At 34.0% G+C, this 18008-nt stretch carries 17 protein-coding genes; 6 read left to right on the forward strand and 11 right to left on the reverse strand.

What is annotated here, in order from left to right; translation table 11 throughout:
* Positions 1-106: 106 nt before the first annotated feature.
* Positions 107-745: a rhomboid family intramembrane serine protease gene (locus LNP27_RS09035; RefSeq protein ID WP_229941318.1), complete on the forward strand. Its 639-nt coding sequence runs from the start codon at positions 107-109 to the stop codon at positions 743-745.
* Positions 746-795: 50 nt separating this feature from the next.
* The gene (locus LNP27_RS09040) at positions 796-1485 is read left to right on the forward strand and encodes an SIMPL domain-containing protein (RefSeq protein WP_229941319.1); all 690 of its coding nucleotides are present in this window, start codon (positions 796-798) and stop codon (positions 1483-1485) included.
* A gap of 172 nt (positions 1486-1657) precedes the next feature.
* Here LNP27_RS09040 and LNP27_RS09045 read toward each other — a convergent pair whose 3' ends face one another.
* The 5 genes from LNP27_RS09045 to dinB form a co-directional block, all read right to left on the reverse strand.
* Positions 1658-2308, reverse strand: a complete 651-nt coding sequence (locus tag LNP27_RS09045; protein ID WP_229941320.1) for a sugar-binding protein — start codon at positions 2306-2308, stop codon at positions 1658-1660.
* 955 nt (positions 2309-3263) lie between these two features.
* The gene (locus LNP27_RS09050; RefSeq protein ID WP_229941321.1) at positions 3264-3824 is read right to left on the reverse strand and encodes a DUF6642 family protein; all 561 of its coding nucleotides are present in this window, start codon (positions 3822-3824) and stop codon (positions 3264-3266) included.
* Positions 3825-3884: 60 nt separating this feature from the next.
* Positions 3885-4376: a hypothetical protein gene (locus tag LNP27_RS09055; protein WP_229941322.1), complete on the reverse strand. Its 492-nt coding sequence runs from the start codon at positions 4374-4376 to the stop codon at positions 3885-3887.
* A gap of 213 nt (positions 4377-4589) precedes the next feature.
* A complete protein-coding gene (locus tag LNP27_RS09060) occupies positions 4590-7643 on the reverse strand; it encodes a DNA polymerase III subunit alpha (protein WP_229941323.1) in 3054 nt (1017 codons plus the stop codon).
* On the reverse strand, positions 7633-8799 hold the full coding sequence (dinB, locus tag LNP27_RS09065) for a DNA polymerase IV (protein WP_229941324.1): 1167 nt from the start codon (positions 8797-8799) through the stop codon (positions 7633-7635). The genes LNP27_RS09060 and dinB overlap by 11 nt, the downstream gene beginning before the upstream one ends.
* A gap of 83 nt (positions 8800-8882) precedes the next feature.
* On the opposite strand from dinB, the gene LNP27_RS09070 reads away from it, so the two are divergent.
* The 4 genes from LNP27_RS09070 to LNP27_RS09085 all read left to right on the forward strand — a co-directional run bounded on the left by LNP27_RS09070 (position 8883) and on the right by LNP27_RS09085 (position 12759).
* Positions 8883-9659: an XRE family transcriptional regulator gene (locus LNP27_RS09070; protein ID WP_229941325.1), complete on the forward strand. Its 777-nt coding sequence runs from the start codon at positions 8883-8885 to the stop codon at positions 9657-9659.
* 273 nt (positions 9660-9932) lie between these two features.
* Positions 9933-11324, forward strand: coding sequence for an exonuclease domain-containing protein (locus tag LNP27_RS09075; RefSeq protein WP_229941326.1), 1392 nt, complete (start codon positions 9933-9935; stop codon positions 11322-11324).
* A gap of 168 nt (positions 11325-11492) precedes the next feature.
* Entirely contained in the window at positions 11493-11969 is a 477-nt protein-coding gene (locus LNP27_RS09080; RefSeq protein WP_229941327.1) for a hypothetical protein, read from the forward strand.
* Positions 11970-12582: 613 nt separating this feature from the next.
* On the forward strand, positions 12583-12759 hold the full coding sequence (locus LNP27_RS09085; RefSeq protein WP_229941328.1) for a hypothetical protein: 177 nt from the start codon (positions 12583-12585) through the stop codon (positions 12757-12759).
* A gap of 87 nt (positions 12760-12846) precedes the next feature.
* Here LNP27_RS09085 and trpA read toward each other — a convergent pair whose 3' ends face one another.
* The 6 genes from trpA to trpD all read right to left on the reverse strand — a co-directional run bounded on the left by trpA (position 12847) and on the right by trpD (position 17997).
* Entirely contained in the window at positions 12847-13608 is a 762-nt protein-coding gene (gene trpA / locus LNP27_RS09090) for a tryptophan synthase subunit alpha (protein WP_229941329.1), read from the reverse strand.
* Positions 13609-13687: 79 nt separating this feature from the next.
* The gene (locus tag LNP27_RS09095; RefSeq protein WP_229941330.1) at positions 13688-14008 is read right to left on the reverse strand and encodes a gamma-glutamylcyclotransferase family protein; all 321 of its coding nucleotides are present in this window, start codon (positions 14006-14008) and stop codon (positions 13688-13690) included.
* A gap of 161 nt (positions 14009-14169) precedes the next feature.
* Positions 14170-15351: a tryptophan synthase subunit beta gene (trpB, locus tag LNP27_RS09100; RefSeq protein ID WP_229941331.1), complete on the reverse strand. Its 1182-nt coding sequence runs from the start codon at positions 15349-15351 to the stop codon at positions 14170-14172.
* An 18-nt stretch (positions 15352-15369) separates the two neighbouring features.
* Positions 15370-16008 carry a phosphoribosylanthranilate isomerase gene (locus LNP27_RS09105; RefSeq protein ID WP_487318931.1) on the reverse strand — a complete coding sequence of 213 codons (639 nt, stop codon included), beginning with the start codon at positions 16006-16008 and terminating at the stop codon, positions 15370-15372.
* Between the two features lie 121 nt (positions 16009-16129).
* Positions 16130-16918, reverse strand: a complete 789-nt coding sequence (gene trpC / locus LNP27_RS09110) for an indole-3-glycerol phosphate synthase TrpC (protein ID WP_229941332.1) — start codon at positions 16916-16918, stop codon at positions 16130-16132.
* A gap of 86 nt (positions 16919-17004) precedes the next feature.
* The gene (gene trpD / locus LNP27_RS09115) at positions 17005-17997 is read right to left on the reverse strand and encodes an anthranilate phosphoribosyltransferase (protein ID WP_229941333.1); all 993 of its coding nucleotides are present in this window, start codon (positions 17995-17997) and stop codon (positions 17005-17007) included.
* Positions 17998-18008: the final 11 nt, after the last annotated feature.

Consider the following 18008-nt stretch of genomic DNA (forward strand, 5'->3'; position numbering starts at 1 on the left):
TTTAAAGAGAAAATAGGTTGAAAATATTGATTAACATTAATTTTTGCCTCTTACTTCCTATACATTTCAGAATCACTATCTTTACAATTCACAATAAACAAACTCTATGAATACCATTTTGATAGCAATAATTATTTTAAATGTTTTAATTAGTTACAAAGGTTTTAATGATCTTTCTTTTTTTAGGAAATACGAATTTCATGTAGGAAGTATTCGTGCAGGAGAACAAATCAGAATGTTGTCATCCGGTTTTCTTCACGTAGATATGACTCATTTACTATTTAATATAATGACACTTTGGTTTTTTGCTCCAGTTGTTATTAATTATTTGGGTGTTTTTTCATTTGTATTAATTTATTTTGGAAGTCTACTGTTTGGAAGTCTACTCACGTTAGCTTTTCATAAAAACGATTATGGGTATAGAGCCGTTGGCGCATCTGGAGCAGTAACTGGTGTTTTATATTCCGCTATTTTATTGCAACCGGATATGATGTTAGGAATCTTTTTTATAATTCCTATGCCTGCTTATCTTTTTGGAATTCTTTATTTATTGTATTCAATATATGGTATGAGAGCTAAAAACGATAACATTGGTCATACGGCGCATTTTGGAGGTGCTGTAGGCGGTTATTTGATAACATTAATCAAAGAGCCCACATTATTGGTAGAACATACTTTGATGGTGGTTTTATTAGCTATTCCTATTGCTGCTCTTTTTGTGATGCAGAAAATGGGAAAACTATAATGGCACAACTTTTGAAAAGGAAATAGTAAAAACAATTAAATTTAAAAAAAATGAAAAAAGCACTATTCATGTTGTCAATATTATTCATAACGATCTCTTATGGACAAGAAGTAAAACCAACTCCTCAGATTAACGTAAGTGGAGAAGGAAAGGTTAAAGTTATTCCAGATGAAGCTACTATCGCAGTAACTGTTGAGACTAAAGGAAATAATGCTAAAGATGTTAAAAAGCAAAATGATGTCAAGATCGAAGCTGTTTTAAAATTTATCAAAAAAATGAATTTGTCGCCAGCTGATTTTAAAACCCAACGTGTTGCATTGAATCCGCAATATGATTATGAAAAAAAGAAACACAGTTATAATGCTACACAAACAATCGAAATTTTATTGAGAGATTTATCAAAATATGATGAGTTAATGGACGGATTAGTGGATGAAGGAATTAATAGAATTGATAATGTAACATTCCAATCTTCAAAGATGGCTGAATATCAATCAGAGGCAAGAAAATTAGCGATTAAAGAAGCAAAAATGAAAGCCGAAGATTATGTTTCTGTTTTAAAACAAAAAGTAGGTCCAGCGTTTACTATAACTGATAATTCACAAACGTATTATCCCCGACCAATGTTCGCTGCCATGAAAACAATGGAAAGTAGTGATATGAGTGCGCCAAGAGAAACACTTGCAGCGGGTGAAATAAATATTACTGCTAATGTTACTGTTAGTTTTATTTTGTATTAAATAAAGATCATACTCAGTAAATATACTTTATCAATTAATCACATTGATTACTAATAAGTACTAATAAATATATACTTCTTATAAAAAAGGAGCATTTGATAGTCAAAATAAATTTATACTATCAAATGCTCCTTTTTTTAGTTCATAGGTGAATGCAAACTATATAATATGTTTATTCCATTAAATTCAAAATTCCAAATGAAGATGCTATGTGAAAATTGGGCTCTTCAGTGTCTGGATCTACCCAAGAAATCCATACGGGCTCAAAAATAGATTTCTCTGTTTCATTATATTTAGCCCTAAAAATTCCGGTTTCAATTTTGTTATCCTTTATTAAATTCAGCATTTTTAAAGATGAAATACTTATTGATCCTTCAACGGTAAAATTATCGTCGTTGATGGATGATTTTACTTCTATATTATTCTGAGGCCAGTTCCAGTCAAAATCAAATTTTTTATTAGGATATGCTACAAAATCCATAATTCGAGCTGCTGTATCAATTTCTAAACAATAGTAAGGATTTAGTGAATTATCAGCTCTAAAAAATAATTCTACTCTATCAGAGCTTCCAATACTTTCAATTCCATCATCTTTTTTTTCGATGTGAATCATTGTATCGAATACAGTAAAACAGAAAAATAAATTTTCACCATCCCATACCGCTTTAAACTCTATTTTTTTAGGTTTCTCCTCATCCCAAGGAGAAGTAAAATCAGTTAAAATTACGGCATTTTGCCATAAAGGATTATCGCCTTTTCCGGTAACTTCTAGAAGATTTTCTTCTACTAACTTTACTTCGTAATTTTTCATTTCTTGATTCATAAATACTATTTTGAGGATGTAAATTGCATTACTTTTTATTTTTTCTAAAGGTGCATAGCAGTACAAAACCAAAATTACAAATTAAACGCATCATGTGGAAATAAAATTGCCTTGTTTGTGTGTTTGTTTATAGGCATATTTGTATGTGCTTTTCGTAAAAAAAGTCCAAGCTAATTAGCCAATTTTTTAGCAATTTTAGGATTAAGTTTTACCACATTATTTTGCTCACCAATAGCTGTGGATATGCAAATAAAAACCACACAGTAAGTTAAGCTATATTTTTGTAATTAATTTTATTGTTAAATAGTTGTATAATCTAAAATAGAATATCTTCTTGTTGTGTTGGATCAAATTTCAATGTATTGCTTCGCTGTTCTATCGCTCGGGTCACAGATTTCCAGTTTTATTTGTTCTTTTAGATAACAATGTCATTTTATAGATATGAGAATTGTTATTCCTTGAAATAATACAAACAATCCCTTGAATTGTATAAATTAAACCGCTAATTAATCTATAATTTAGTAAATTAGAATTCAAGCTAATCTTTACGCTTACTTTTTATTATTAGAAAGGAAATTAAAGAAAAAATTGTCTTCTAATTTAGTTTACTTTTATTAGTCAGCTGAATATAAATTGAATCGATACTTGCTCTAACGAAGGTCACGGGTAGTCAGGTTGTTGAAGTAGCTGTAACGATGTAAGCGCTTTCCACCCGTTCGTTCTTACACAAAAGTCTACGTTTTTGCTTTATGCAGAGATCAGTCACACAACAACAGAACAAGTATCGGTCAATTTTTTAATTATGAAATACAAAATCAGGGTAAATACTAGCTTTATAAATGGTCTTGGTGGTGCATTAGTGTTGACTATACATAATGAATTCATACGAAATGAAAATTAGGATGTGCCTCGAATTGATAGTATTGGGGAATAGTGATTACAATAATGCTCTTTTTTAATAATACAGTCTGAAGTCAAGAAGTTTGCAAAGGGCATATTGTTTATGATGTAAATCTTCGACTATTGTTATTAAATCAGTTTCATCTTGGCATAAATGAAAAAAAAGTTTATCCAGATGAATGCTACTTAAGTTAGCAAATGCAGCTCCATAACCCGATATAGCGCGTGCGCCAGTTATGTCTAAAAAATATTGAGCTTCTTCTGCGCTTAAGTCTAATACTTTTTCATTTGCAAAATGCACAATTTTGCCTTTCATTTTGCCTTCAAATAGTTCCGCTATTTCCTCTAACCTATAATAGTAATCGTGAATGCAAATAGTGTTTTCTTGACCTTGCATCACTAAGTATATAATTTCATAATCCTTAAAATTATGATCATCATATAGTAAAGCACCTAAGCTTTCTTCTAGTCCTTCAATAGTATCACAAGTTTTATAGATGCTTGTAATGCCTTGATCAAAAGCTAATTGTTCTAAGTGTTTGACTACTTCGGTAGTAGTTTGAATTTCTACGTCAGGTACGGCTTCGAGACAGAAAATAAATTTATCCTGATCCATTTTGGGTTTTTAAAGGGCTTTTATAGCAATAGCAAATGTATGTTTTTTGGATAAATATTTTTAATCTTCCTCGTCAAAAAAATTATTGATATCAAAATCATCACCATCAAAGTCATCATCTTCAGTAGGGGCTATAGCACCTGGTGGATTGAATAACCCCCACTTATCCCAAATGTAATTGTTAGTGTCAAAACTGTTTACCCAATCAATAAATAACAAGCGGAATTCCTCGATTTCTTTTCGGATGAGTTTTATATATTCTAAATCGGTGTAGTTTTCATGAAATCGTAAACTACCTACTTGTACATATAAATGCATCGCATATTCTCTAATCAGAGCGGCATTTTGCATTCGAATGCTATATAAATCACCTCCTTCAGCACCTGCGATCTTTGCTGTAATAAGCATTGCGTCAGCGCGCATAAAGTCTTTTGTATCTTGAATATAGTCATCGTCTTCAGGCAAAGAAGCCATTAAGCTTTCTACTAATTGGTAAATTAATTCTGATTTTTGGTATATGGGTAAGTTGCGAGTTTTGTCTAAGCGGGACATAGTTATCTAGTTAATGTTCTTGTTATACCAATTTATAAATATAATTTGAATTAAAGTATTTTTTTTATTCTGGGGAATGGATTTATTAAACATTAATAAAAAATAAACACATTTGACAACTTCTAGTAAAGTGGTTAACTAGAAAAAACGAAGTAGATGTAAAGAAAATTAATTTTTGACAGACTTTATGATGTTATTTTTAGACTAAACATATTATTTAGCACTCATTTTATGTCTTGGCAAATTGATGTCTTGAGGATAAGGCGCTCGTTGTGTCATACTCACATCTTCTTTAATTTGTTGATGCGTTTTGTACTGACGTTCGTTAGAATTAGAATAACGCGGATCAGGAATAAAAGGCATTTTTGCCATTTTAGAAATAGTAATAGTGGGAAAGTGGTAATCGACTTCTACAGTGCCTAATAGTAAATAACAACCTCCGCCTTGAAAAGGATATTGCTTTAAGCTATTAGGGAAATGTGCTGTGTCAAAAAAATTTCCTTCGGCATCGATCCAAGTGCCAAAAAACATAGCGCCCATTTTAGTAGGAACATGTTTTCGGGAGATAAGATAGGCTAACATTTTGACGGTTTTTTTATGATAATTTATTAAATTTTTAGCCAATACATCTCCGCGATATTTAGTCTGCAATAACTCAAAAGGCGAACAAGAAACAGGAAAACTCAATAGTTCTATTTCGTCAAAAGCATCTTCAAAGGGAGAGCGTTTTAGTACCGGAAGTTGGTATTCCTTAACCGGTTCTTGAAGTAACATTAAATTCCGATTTTCAGGTTTGAAATTCACTAATATTAATCGTGCGATAACGAGTAATTGGTTTTTTGTTTGGCCCGTAAAATGAAAAGCACCAATGAAAATCAATAATTGAATTCCTTCAATACCTATAGGAATGCGATTGATAAAATCTTCTAACGATTTGTATTTTCCGTTTTTTTCACGTTCTAAAACAATGTGATGCGCTACTTTGGCTTCAAGCCCTTCTAAATGCATTAAACCTAGAAAAACTTGAATTCCGTATAGAGTAGTTTCATAATCACTGTTGTTTACGCATGGTGTATTAATAATTCCACCAGACATTTTTGCTTCATGTACATAAACTTCTGTACGATAAAAACCACCTTGATTGTTGATAACCGCTACCATAAACTCTATTGGATAATTTACTTTTAAGAACAAACTTTGATAACTTTCTACAGCATAGGAAGCGGAGTGCGCCTTACAAAAGGAATAGCCTGCAAAGGATTCAATCTGTCGATAGATTTCTTGACTTAGTGCTAAAGGATGCCTTTTTTGTTGGCAACAAGCAAAAAAGTTGTCTTTTACTTTTTGTAATGCGGCCGCTGATCGGCCTTTGCCACTCATAGCGCGACGCAGAATATCACCATCAGATGCGGGAACGCCTGCAAAGTGAAGTGCAATTTTGATTACATCTTCCTGATATACCATAATGCCGTAGGTTTCGCCTAATTGCTCCTTGAAAACCTCATGAAAATATTCAAACTGTTCCGGATGATTGTGCCTGAAAATGTATTCTTTCATCATCCCGCTTTGAGCAACACCAGGCCGAATAATTGATGATGCCGCTACAAGGGTTTTGTAATTATCACATTTTAGCCTTCGCAACAATCCGCGCATAGCAGGACTTTCAATATAAAAACAGCCAATAGTATTCCCAATACTTAAATACGCATTGCACTTTGATTCGTTTTTTGATAATTCGGTATCGCGAATGTTGACGTCGATACCTCGGTTTTTTTTAATCAGTTTTACGGAATCATCAATGTGACCAATGCCGCGCTGACTTAAAATATCAAATTTTTCAAAACCAATATCTTCGGCAACATGCATATCAAAGAGTACGATGGGAAATCCTTTAGGAGGCATCTCTAAAACGGTGTAATTTGTAATAGGTTGCTCAGAAATTAATATTCCACAGGAATGCATACTGCGTTGATTGGGATATTTTTCCAGCAACATACCGTATTTTTGTACTAACGCCACTATCGCATTGCTGTCATGCAGTTGCATTGGGTTTTTAGCAAGGGCGTCCAATTCTTCTTTGGGTAAACCAAAAACTTTTCCGACTTCCCTAAAAATCGAGCGGTACTTAAACTCTACATTGGTTCCACAAAAAGCAACATGTTCTCGCCCATATCGATTGAAGATATATTCGAGGATTGCATCTCGTTCTTTCCAACTCCAATCAATGTCAAAATCAGGTGGACTTTTGCGGTTGACGTTTAGAAAACGCTCAAAGTATAAATCGAGTTCAAGCGGACAAATAGCGGTAATACCTAAACAATAACTTACAATACTATTAGCGCCGCTACCGCGACCAATGTGCATGAATCCCATGCTATTGCTATATCTAATAATGTCCCAAGTGATTAAAAAATAACCGCTAAATTTTAATTCGTGTATCACTTTTAATTCTTTTTCTACTCTCGCTCTAGCTAATGGATTGTTGTTGCCATATTTTTTTATTAATCCTTGATTGGCAAGACTGGTTAAAAGTTGGATGTCATTTTCACTACTCTCCGTATAATTGATTTTATTTTTTGGTGTTTTAAAATCAAATTCAAAATTGCATTCTTCAATGATATTTTTAGTGTTTTTAATAATTTGTGGGTATTCACTAAATTTTATTATTAGTTCTTCTAATACAATCATGATGTCTGACGTACTGCAATAATCAGTTTCAGTAAGTTTTGATAAAATAATATTAGTATCAATAGCACGCAATATTTTATGCAGGTTGAATTCTTTTTTAGTGCGGAATGTAACGGGTTGTAAAACAACCATTTTTTCTAGTTTTTCTTTCCATTTAGCATGAAAAAGCAGCGAAAGTTGTTCCGGGCGTATGCCTAAAAATTCAAAATGGCTAAAGCTATCAGGAGCATTTTCGATAGGATAAATTACAGTAACATTTTTAAATTCAGGTGCGCAATTGGGTAGGGGAGTTCCATCAAAATTATGTTTAGTCAAAAAACGATTCATTTCGGCTAGACCTTTTGCGTTTTTAGCCAAGCCAATATAAAGCAGTTTATTATTGTATCTAAATTCGATTCCAACAACTGGTTTTATGTTTGCCGCTTCGCATTCTTTTATAAAATCATAAATTCCAGTAACGGTATTAATGTCTGTTAATGCCATTGCTTTTACATTAGATTGTACCGCAAGTTGTACTAAATCAGCTAATGGAATAGTGCCGTAGCGCAGGCTATGATAGGAGTGGCAATTAAGGTACATCTTTATGTTTTGTTTTTAAATTGGCGCCAGCACAGCGGTTAATTGCATCAAATCCATAACGTCTTTTCATTTTATCCATCGCTTGATAAAGTGATAGCATTTCCTCAGTATCTTCAAATAAATTAATTTGGTAGGTACCGCGAACTAATCCACTGAAGCGAATACCAATCAATCGCAACCGCATTCTGCGTTGGTATAATTTATCAAATAAATCAGTCACGGTTCTTGTGAGCGTATGATCAGCTGAAGTGTAGGCGATTTTAGATTGTTTTGTTTCGGTATCAAAATTTGCGTAACGTATTTTTATCACTACTGTTGAGGTCAGCCATTCCTCAGATCGCAATTGAAACGCTAATTTTTCGACCATACCAATCAAGATTGATTTTAGATTTTTAATATCAATTGTATCTTGAAGGAAAGTATGTTCGGTTGAAATTGACTTTCGTTCTGTGTAAGGTTCAACGGGATTATTGTCAATTCCATTGGCTTTTTTCCATAGTTCTAAACCATTTTTTCCAATCATTCGTTGCAATACTTCAGCTGGCATTTCTGAAAGTGTTTGTATGTTTCGAATGCCAATGCGCGATAGTAATTGAAAAGTAACATTGCCCACCATAGGGATTTTTTGAATCGAAAGCGGATTTAAAAATGGTTGTACCATAATTTCAGGAATTTCTAATCTTCCTACTGGTTTTGATTCACCTGTTCCAATTTTAGAAACTGTTTTATTCACAGATAAAGCAAAGCTAATGGGTAATCCCGTTTCCTTTGTAATGGCTTGTGCTAGCTCATTTGTCCATTGGTAGCAACCATAAAATTTATCCATTCCTGTAATGTCTAAATAAAACTCATCGATGCTGGCTTTTTCTACAATAGGTGCTTTTTCTTCGATGACTTGAGTAACATCATGAGATAATTTAGAGTATAATTCCATATCGCCTTTCATTACTTTTGCTTGTGGACAAAGCCGTAGCGCCATTTTGATAGGCATCGCCGAACGAACGCCAAAAGTCCTAGCTTCATAGGAACAAGAAGCCACAACCCCACGTTCTCCGCCTCCAATGATTAAGGGCAAACCATTTAGTTTAGAGTTGGTTAACCTTTCGCAGGACACAAAAAAAGTATCTAGGTCCATGTGTACAATTGAGCGTGACATTTCGTTTTATTTAGTTTGCAAAATTAGTACAGATAATAACATTTTTTGTTACATTTGCTGTTACAAATTATAACAAAGTTGTTATGTCCTTATTTTCAGACAATATTAGAGCCCTACGTGTAAAGCATAAAATTTCACAGGAAAAAGTAGCCGAAAGTCTTATGATCACTAGAGGACGCTATGTGAAGTACGAAGACGGAACTTCAGAAGCGCCTTATGAAATCCTGAAGAAAATGGCGCAGTATTACCAGATTAGTATTGATTTATTACTATCTGTTGATGTGCGTAAAATAGAAGTTAGCGATTTATTAAAACTCGAAAATAATCGATTGATTTTACCTATTCAAGTAGATCAAATGGGAGAAAATCGCATTGAAGTGGTGACTCAAACTGTAAAGGCAGGCTATCTAAATGGATATGCTGATCCCGAATATATCGAACAATTACAACAAATTTCATTACCATTTTTAGGCGTGGGTAAATACCGTGGTTTTCCGGTTGAAGGGGATTCTATGCCACCGCATCAGGACGGCGATATTATTGTGGGTAGTTATGTAGAACGCTTAGGCGAAGTGCTAGATGGCAAAACATATATTTTGATTACTAGGAGCGAAGGGATGGTTTATAAACGACTCAATAAAAACAAGAAAAATGCTTTAGTTGTAGCATCTGACAATTATTTCTACCCGCCTTATGAAGTCAAAGCATCTGATATTTTAGAGATTTGGGAATACCAATGTAGTATTGCTCGAAGCGATAGGAAAACAGAAGCCTTAGAAAGTGATACGATCAAAAATATGTTTGTAGAATTAAAACGAGACATTAGTGAAGTGAAAAATAGTATTGGTTTAACTAATTAACTTGTTCGAAAGGTAAAGTGGCACAATTTTTAAGTTTACACCAAAACTTAAGTAATGAAAATAATTTAATCTGATATTTTGTCTCGCTGAGCGGAGTCGAAGCGTTACTACTTTTATGCCTTCGACTCCGCTCAGGCTAAGAGAAATAACACTTGAAGATAAATTCGTTTGCGATAACCTATTGATTATTTTATTCTAAATTATTTCTAAAATTAAAGTTGGAGAACTTTTTACTTTCAAAAGCAAACGAGGGTATAACTCAGTATTAAAAAAATGAAAAATCAGGAATACGCAATAGTAGATATTGAGACAACAGGCGGTAATGCAAGTCATAGCCGCATTACTGAAATCGCTATTATTATACATGACGGAACAAAAGTGATTGACCGCTGGGAAACACTTGTAAATCCACAAAAACATATACCACCAGCCATTTTTGCATTGACTGGTATTACTAATGAAATGGTTAGTGAAGCACCAGTTTTTGATGCTATTTCAGATAAAGTTTTTGAATTACTATCTGATCGTGTTTTTGTTGCTCATAATGTCAATTTTGATTACTCTTTTGTACGACATGAATTAGAAACTGCGGGTATTAAATGGACCGCTAAAAAATTGTGTACCGTACGAGCAGCACGAAAAATTAGACCAGGGATGCTTTCTTACAGTTTAGGCCGACTTTGTAAATCTTTAGATATTGATTTAGAAAACCGCCACCGTGCTGGAGGAGATGCCGATGCAACAGCAATTTTATTTACTAAATTGTTAGAATGGGATAGTGAAAAGGAAATGGACAAAATGATCAAGAAAACATCCCAAGATCAAAGACTTCCACCTAATCTCCCACGAGAGAATTTTGAGCAATTACCAGAAAAACCAGGCGTTTATTACTTTTATGACGAACATAAAAAAGTAGTTTATGTAGGTAAAGCGGTAAACTTAAAAAAACGTGTTGCCTCACATTTTGGCGGACATACCATCACACCACAAAGACAAAATTTCTTACGCGATATTCACGCTATTTCTTTTGAAGTTTGCGGCACAGAACTGATGGCTTTATTGCTAGAATGTACCGAAATAAAACAATTGTGGCCCATTTACAATAAAGCATTAAAAAAGTTTGAGCCCAAATATGGCTTCTTCGAATATGAAGCTAGAAATGGATATCGGTATTTAGCTATTGGTAAACTAGCCAAAAATCAAAACTGCATTGAAACTTTCGATACTATTTATGGCGGAATAAACTTACTGCAGGAATTAGCCGCAAAGTTCGAAATTGATTATCGCTTTTGTAAATACGGAAGTATGTCTGATGATGCATTCCCGACACAGAATGATACTGCGGATTTGCCTGAAATAGAACAGCACAATAGCCAAGTTCAAGCGGCAATCGATTCGTATTTGAATACGAGACAAAGCTTTGCTATTATTGATAAGGGAAGGACAAAAGACGAACGCAGTTGTATTTGGGTAGAAAAAGGACATTTTTACGGAATGGGTTATATAGATCTAGATCTAGCGATTAATAATGCATCAGAAGTGAAAGAATACCTAACTCCTTATAAAACGAATCAATACATAATGCAACTGATTTTTTCATTTGCACAGAAATATCCACGCACTGTTCATCTTCAAAAAGATGGTTTTATAGCCTTAGATGTGTAATGGGGTCAAAGTTCATAACTGTACTTTTATAAATTAAAATATCCCATTAAAGAACTCATCCTTTAATTAATTAGGATGAAAATTTATACAAAAGTGACACTAAACATTTTATTTCTTCGTAAATTAGCAATAGTTATACACTGGATTAATTAATTAATAGAAATTGCTATGAAAAAATTAGGTATTTTTTGTTTACTAGTAACTTGTATCGGATTACAAAGTTGTAAAAATGATAAAAGTGAAAAAACTCTACAGGTTAAAGAAGTTAAGGATGCAACAAGCACGGAATGTTACCGAGCAATTTACGAGCAGGATACGCTGAATTTGAAACTCCTTACTTTTAAAGATGGAGAAGTAAATGGTAATATGGAAATGGCAATTGCTAACATGCCAAAAAAAGTAGGAGAAATAGTTGGGGAATTTAAAGGCGATACTTTATTTGCGAGTTATACCTTTATTCAAGGAACCAACAAAGAAAAAACGTTTAAAAATCCAATGGCATTTTTAAAACGTGGTGACCAACTTATTTTGGGTAATGGACAAATACAAATAACAATGGGAGCTTCCCATTTCGTAAAAGGACAGCCTATTGACTTTGATAAAGTTAAATATAAATTTAGTCCTGTTGACTGCGTTGAAAAATAATAAAAGCTAAAGGGGAGAGGAATTTCCCCTTTTTTTATGTTCTTTTTTTAAGTTATTGTTGAGTAGTTATAATAATTTGAACTGGTTAGAGAATGTATTTTAAACTTGCATTGGTTCAAAATATGGTTGCCTAAAACATGATTTCTATCCAATTATCAAAGGTTCAACTTGTTCAGTTTTTAAGCTTGTGAATTGACTGAATTCTTCTATTGATACAAACTCAGTTTAAAGCTTGTTGAGCTCCTTACTTATTTTTTGTAATAATCTAATGCTTTGACGATAAATCTTTCCTGTAATGCATTGTATGTCCTTCGGGTAGATGCACAACCTCTTGTTTTCTGTTCTCATACTTATCTATGGATTTGATTGGGCTTTGATTTACTTGAAACTCCTATATGACCCGTCCTAAAATAACTATACAAGTTATTAAATTAATCCCGCCAATGACGTTAAAACAGAATTGTTGGGTTGTAGCTTATGTAACTTATCACATCGGAATTGTAAGGGCAAGTTCTTCCCGAAAAGCGTTAGAAAAGCTGAAAGATTTGGTTTATAAAGCTTTATAGCGCAATGAAGGCGTAGAAATAAGGATTCAATCTAAAAAAGTAGTGTTATGAATATAGTTCAAAGAGCAAAATCATTAACCCCAAAATTTTTCAAGGTTTTGAGAAGTATTGGATTGGCTTTGTTAAACATAAGCAGAAGTGTCATTGCAGCTCCATTTGTTTTACCAGTGGCAGTCGTGACTCTTGCAAGTTATTTGCCAGTTGCCGGTGGTATTGCACAATAGTTCCAGCAGAGAAATCTTTTCACGAACAAAAAAAACAGCGATTAAAACAATTTTTAAACGCCGTTTTCTAATGAAATAAAAAAGAAATTATAAAATCTCTTTTACAAACTCTCTAATTTTTCCAGTTCCATTCTCAGTTAAATGTTTGATGAATGCACTTCCAATAATTGCTCCCTTAGCATATTGTGTAGCTTGATTAAATGTTCCTTTATTGCTGATTCCGAAGCCTATAACTTGAGGGTTTTTTAGATTCATGTTGGCTATGCGTTTGAAATATTTAGCTTGTTCTGCACCAAAACCAGTTTGTGAACCTGTAACACTGGCGGAACTAACCATATAAATGAAACCATCAGAAACGCTGTCTATAAAGTTGATACGCTCAACTGAAGTTTGTGGTGTGATTAGGAATATATTCTTCAATCCGTATTTTTCAAAAGTGGCTTTATATTCATCAGCATAAACATTAACAGGAAGATCAGGTATGATTAAACCATCGATTCCTATTTCAGCACATTTTTTGCAGAAATTCTCGATTCCGTATTGTAGCATTGGATTAAAATAGCCCATTATTACTAGTGGAATAGAAACGGTTTTACGAATGTCTTTTAGTTGATCAAACAAAACTTGTGTGGTCATTCCGTTATGCAATGCTTGCGTCGAACTCGCCTGAATGGTAGGTCCATCCGCCAAAGGATCACTAAAAGGCAATCCTATTTCGATCATATCGACACCATTTTTTTCTAGATCCTGAATGATTTGTACGGTGTCGTTTAAGCTAGGATATCCTGCAGAGAAATAGATGGAAAATATCTTTTTTGTTTCTTGTAATTTTTGATTTATTCTGTTCATTGCTTATTTATTGTTCCATCTACTAGTTTTTAGAACTTGTACATGGTTTATCTTGTATTATTTTATTAATCGGTTTTACTTAAATTGCGGCACTGTAAGCCCAAGCTTTTTGGTTGGATTGCAAGTGTACTTCCACGCGTCTGTAATGCAGCCCTTCGTACCGATCTACTTGATTCAGTTCTTGTTTTGTGACTTCATATAACATGCCTGAAATGGTATCTTCTGTTTTATTAGTTTCGTTAATAATAGGATAGTGTACTAATCCAAATTCCTCTTCAATTTGGATTTCTTTAAGTATATAGCCTACTAATGTTTCTGGAGTTCCTTCTAGAATACGACCAAAAAGATCTTTTTGATGGTCTTCATTTTTTAGACTGGCGTATGCGAATAATTTTTCCATAGTTTTTATTTTTGAAAATGTAACGTCAATTTTATTTGGTTTTGGTTTGTTTGCATTAAGGATTATAGTGAAAATCCTTTTCCTTTTTTCTTAAAAAGGAAAAGATTGTAACGGAAAGCCTGACCTCGTTGTAACGCTAGTGAAAGCGAGGAAATGCCCCCTTATAATTTGAAATAATCAATATAGGTGTTCAAATCTTTATCGCCACGACCGGACAGATTGATGACAACGACATCCTCTGGTTTGAATTGCATTTCGTCGAGAACTGCAAAGGCGTGAGCACTCTCGATAGCGGGAATAATTCCTTCCATTTTAGATAATTGCAGTCCAAAATTCATAGCTTGTTCATCAGTAATTGAGATAAAAGTTGCTCTTCCAGAAGCGAATAAATGAGCGTGCATAGGGCCAACACCTGGATAGTCTAATCCTGCCGAAATCGAGTAGGGCTCTGTGATTTGGCCATCAGTTGACTGCATTAATAGCGTTTTACTTCCGTGAATGACACCCACTTTTCCTAGGGCTGACGTAGCGGCACTTTCGCCAGAATGAACGCCTAAACCTGCTGCTTCAACAGCTATAATATTGACATCCTCATTGTCTAGAAAATGATAATAGGTTCCAGCAGCATTGCTTCCGCCACCTACACAAGCAATCACGTAATCAGGGTTTTCACGACCTTCTTTCTCTAATAATTGTTCTTTAATCTCCTTAGAAATTACGCTTTGAAAACGAGCTACCATATCAGGATAAGGATGAGGTCCTACTACAGATCCTATGATATAATAGGTGTCAACGGGATTGTTAATCCAATCACGAATGGCTTCATTTGTAGCATCTTTTAGGGTTTTTGAACCTGAAAGAGCGGGACGAACTTCGGCTCCTAGCATTTTCATACGCGCTACATTTGGCGCCTGACGTTTAATATCAATTTCGCCCATGTACACAATACATTGCAATCCCATAAGCGCGCAAACGGTTGCCGTAGCAACACCGTGCTGACCAGCTCCAGTTTCAGCAATGATTCTAGTTTTGCCTAATCGTTTAGCGAGAAGAATTTGTCCAATCGTGTTATTGACTTTATGCGCTCCAGTATGACACAAATCCTCTCGTTTTAGATAGATTTTAGTATTGTATTTCTGGGAAAGTCGTTCCGCAAAATACAGCGGCGTAGGACGACCTACATAATCTTTTAACAGCGCATCAAATTCTGCTTGAAAATCTGGTTCAGCTGTTATTTTTAAATAATTCTGGCGCAATTCTTCTACATTTGGATATAACATTTCTGGAATGTAGGCTCCTCCAAATTCTCCATAATAGCCTTTTTCGTTTACGTTGTATGACATGGTTTTATTTTTAAAATCTTATATTTTAGCAATGCGATACATTGCATCTTGACATAATTGTATATTTTTTAATCCTGCTTCGATTTCGAATTTGCTATTGACATCGATGGCGTGAATAGGTAAGTTTGTTTTAAATAGTTCATTTACGCTATCTAATTCGTTGATTCCAATTCCTCCACTCAAAAAGAACGGTTTTGTCGATGGATAATTTTCTAGTACTTTCCAATCGAATGTTGTTCCGTTTCCTCCTGGTAATTTCCCTTTAGTATCAAAAAGGAAATAGTCACAAATAGCTTCAAATGGTTTTAATACTTCAAAATCAAATGTATCAATAATTGAGAATACTTTTATAATTTTAATCTCGACTTCTTTGAGATTTTTAATTTCTTGTTTCAAATTTAAACAAAACTCAGCTGATTCACTGCCGTGTAACTGAATGACTTGTAAATCATATTGTATGACTTTTGCCAAAATAACTTCGATTGTTTCATTGACAAATACACCTACTTTTTTAATAGATTTAGGCAATTCCTGAATCACTCCATCAAAATAGCGAGCTGATTTTTCCCAAAATATAAATCCCATATAATCGGGTAGAAGCATGGCTACTTCGAGAATATTATCAGGGTGTTTCATACCGCAGATTTTAATCCCCACCCCAGAGCTCGCCAAAGTGGAGTTAGCCGAAGTATCTTGATGGTTTGTATTTTTTTTCATTTTACGTTTAAAGGAAAAATCCACAGATTAAATCTGTGTAAATTTGTGAAATTTGTGTTTTTTATATTTTATTTAAGTTTTGAATAAATTCTTTAGCTGCTTTTCCTGCGTTATCCGTTTTCATGAAGTTTTCTCCTATCAAGAATCCTTTAAAACCAAAAGGTTTTAATTCATTGATCGCTTCGATCGACGAGATGCCGCTTTCAGAAATTTTAACAAAATCAGTTGGAATTTGAGAAGCAAGTTGTTTGCTAAAATCTAAACTTACTTCGAAGGTTTTTAGATTTCTATTATTAACTCCAATCATATCTAATGTTGGCATAATAGATTTTTCTAATTCTTCCTGATTGTGAACTTCTAAAAGAACTTCTAAACCTAAATTTTTTGCAAATTCCGATAGCGATTTAATTTCTTCTCTGGTCAAAACTGCTGCGATTAGGAGAATTAAATCGGCTCCGTGCGCTTTAGCTTCTAGTATTTGGTATTCATCAACAATAAATTCTTTTCGTAATAACGGAAGATTTACTGTGGCTCGTGCCAAAAGTAAATCGTCTAGCGAGCCACCAAAATACTTCCCGTCAGTTAAAACTGAAATTCCACAAGCGCCTGCGTCCTCATATCCTTTAACCACTTCCTCAACGGTAAAACTATAGTTTATTTCCGCTTTTGAAGGAGAACGACGTTTGTGTTCTGCAATTATTCCTGAATTGCTATTTTTTAAAGTACTGCTCAAAGAAATGGTCTTTTTTTCGAAGAAAACAGAAGCTTCTAGTTGTGAAATAGGTATGATTGATTTTTTGAGAATGACTTCTCTTTTTTTGTCAATTATTATTTTGTCAAGTATATTCATATTATTTTTACCAATAAGGCACTACGTTTTTAATCATTTTTATTATGCCTCGAAAGCGCAAAGGCACCAAGTTTTTTGAACTGTCATTATCTACTCAACTCTTGTAATTTCTTCAAAGATAAATGAGCCTTTCCAGATAGTAAACTTTCATTCGCTATTTGAAATCCTTCTAAAGGACTGCATTTTGTAACGGTAGCAATTGCCATTGCTGCATTGGCACAAACCACATTGTTTTGCGCTTCGGTACCTTTTCCTGAAATTATATCAATAAATAATTGCGCCGATTCATCAATAGTTCTTCCACCTTCAATTTGGCTTTGCGCCAAAAGCGAAACACCAAAATCTTCTGGGTTCAACATTCCTTCTCTATCACTTGTAATAAGCTTTGTTGATCCCGTTAAAGAAACTTCATCATAACCGTCAAGCGAATGCAATATGGTGAAATTAACAGCTGTATTTTGGTATAAATAAGCGTACATTCTAGCCAGTTCCAGATTGAAAACGCCTACCAATTGATTCTGTGGAAATGATGGATTTACCATTGGTCCAACCATATTAAAAAAGGTTTTTACCGCTAATTCTTTTCTAATAGGACCTACGTTTTTCATGGCTGGGTGAAATAGAGGAGCGTGCAAAATAGCAATTCCTGCTTGATCCATACTTCGTTCTAGAAAATCAGCATCATTACTGAATTTGATTCCTAGTTTTTCCATTACATTGCTCGAACCGGAAATGGAAGAAAGACCATAGTTTCCATGTTTCGCTACTTTTATTCCGGCTCCCGCTGCTACAAAAGATGCCAATGTGGATATATTGAACGTATCTTTTCCATCACCGCCTGTTCCGCATAAATCTATAGTATTATATTCTGATAAATCGATGCGAATACACAAATCTAATAATGCTTCACGGAATCCCGACAGTTCCTCGATGCTCACGCTGCGCATCATATACACAGTGAGAAATGAGGCAATCTGGCTGGTATTATAGCTTCCGTTAGAAATATTGACCAATACATTTTTTGCCTCTTCTTTCGATAGCGTTTCGTGATTTATTAATCTATTTAATATGTTTTTCATTTTTTTTGTGT

Source organism: Flavobacterium galactosidilyticum, assembly GCF_020911945.1.
Classification (GTDB): Bacteria; Bacteroidota; Bacteroidia; order Flavobacteriales; family Flavobacteriaceae; genus Flavobacterium; species Flavobacterium galactosidilyticum.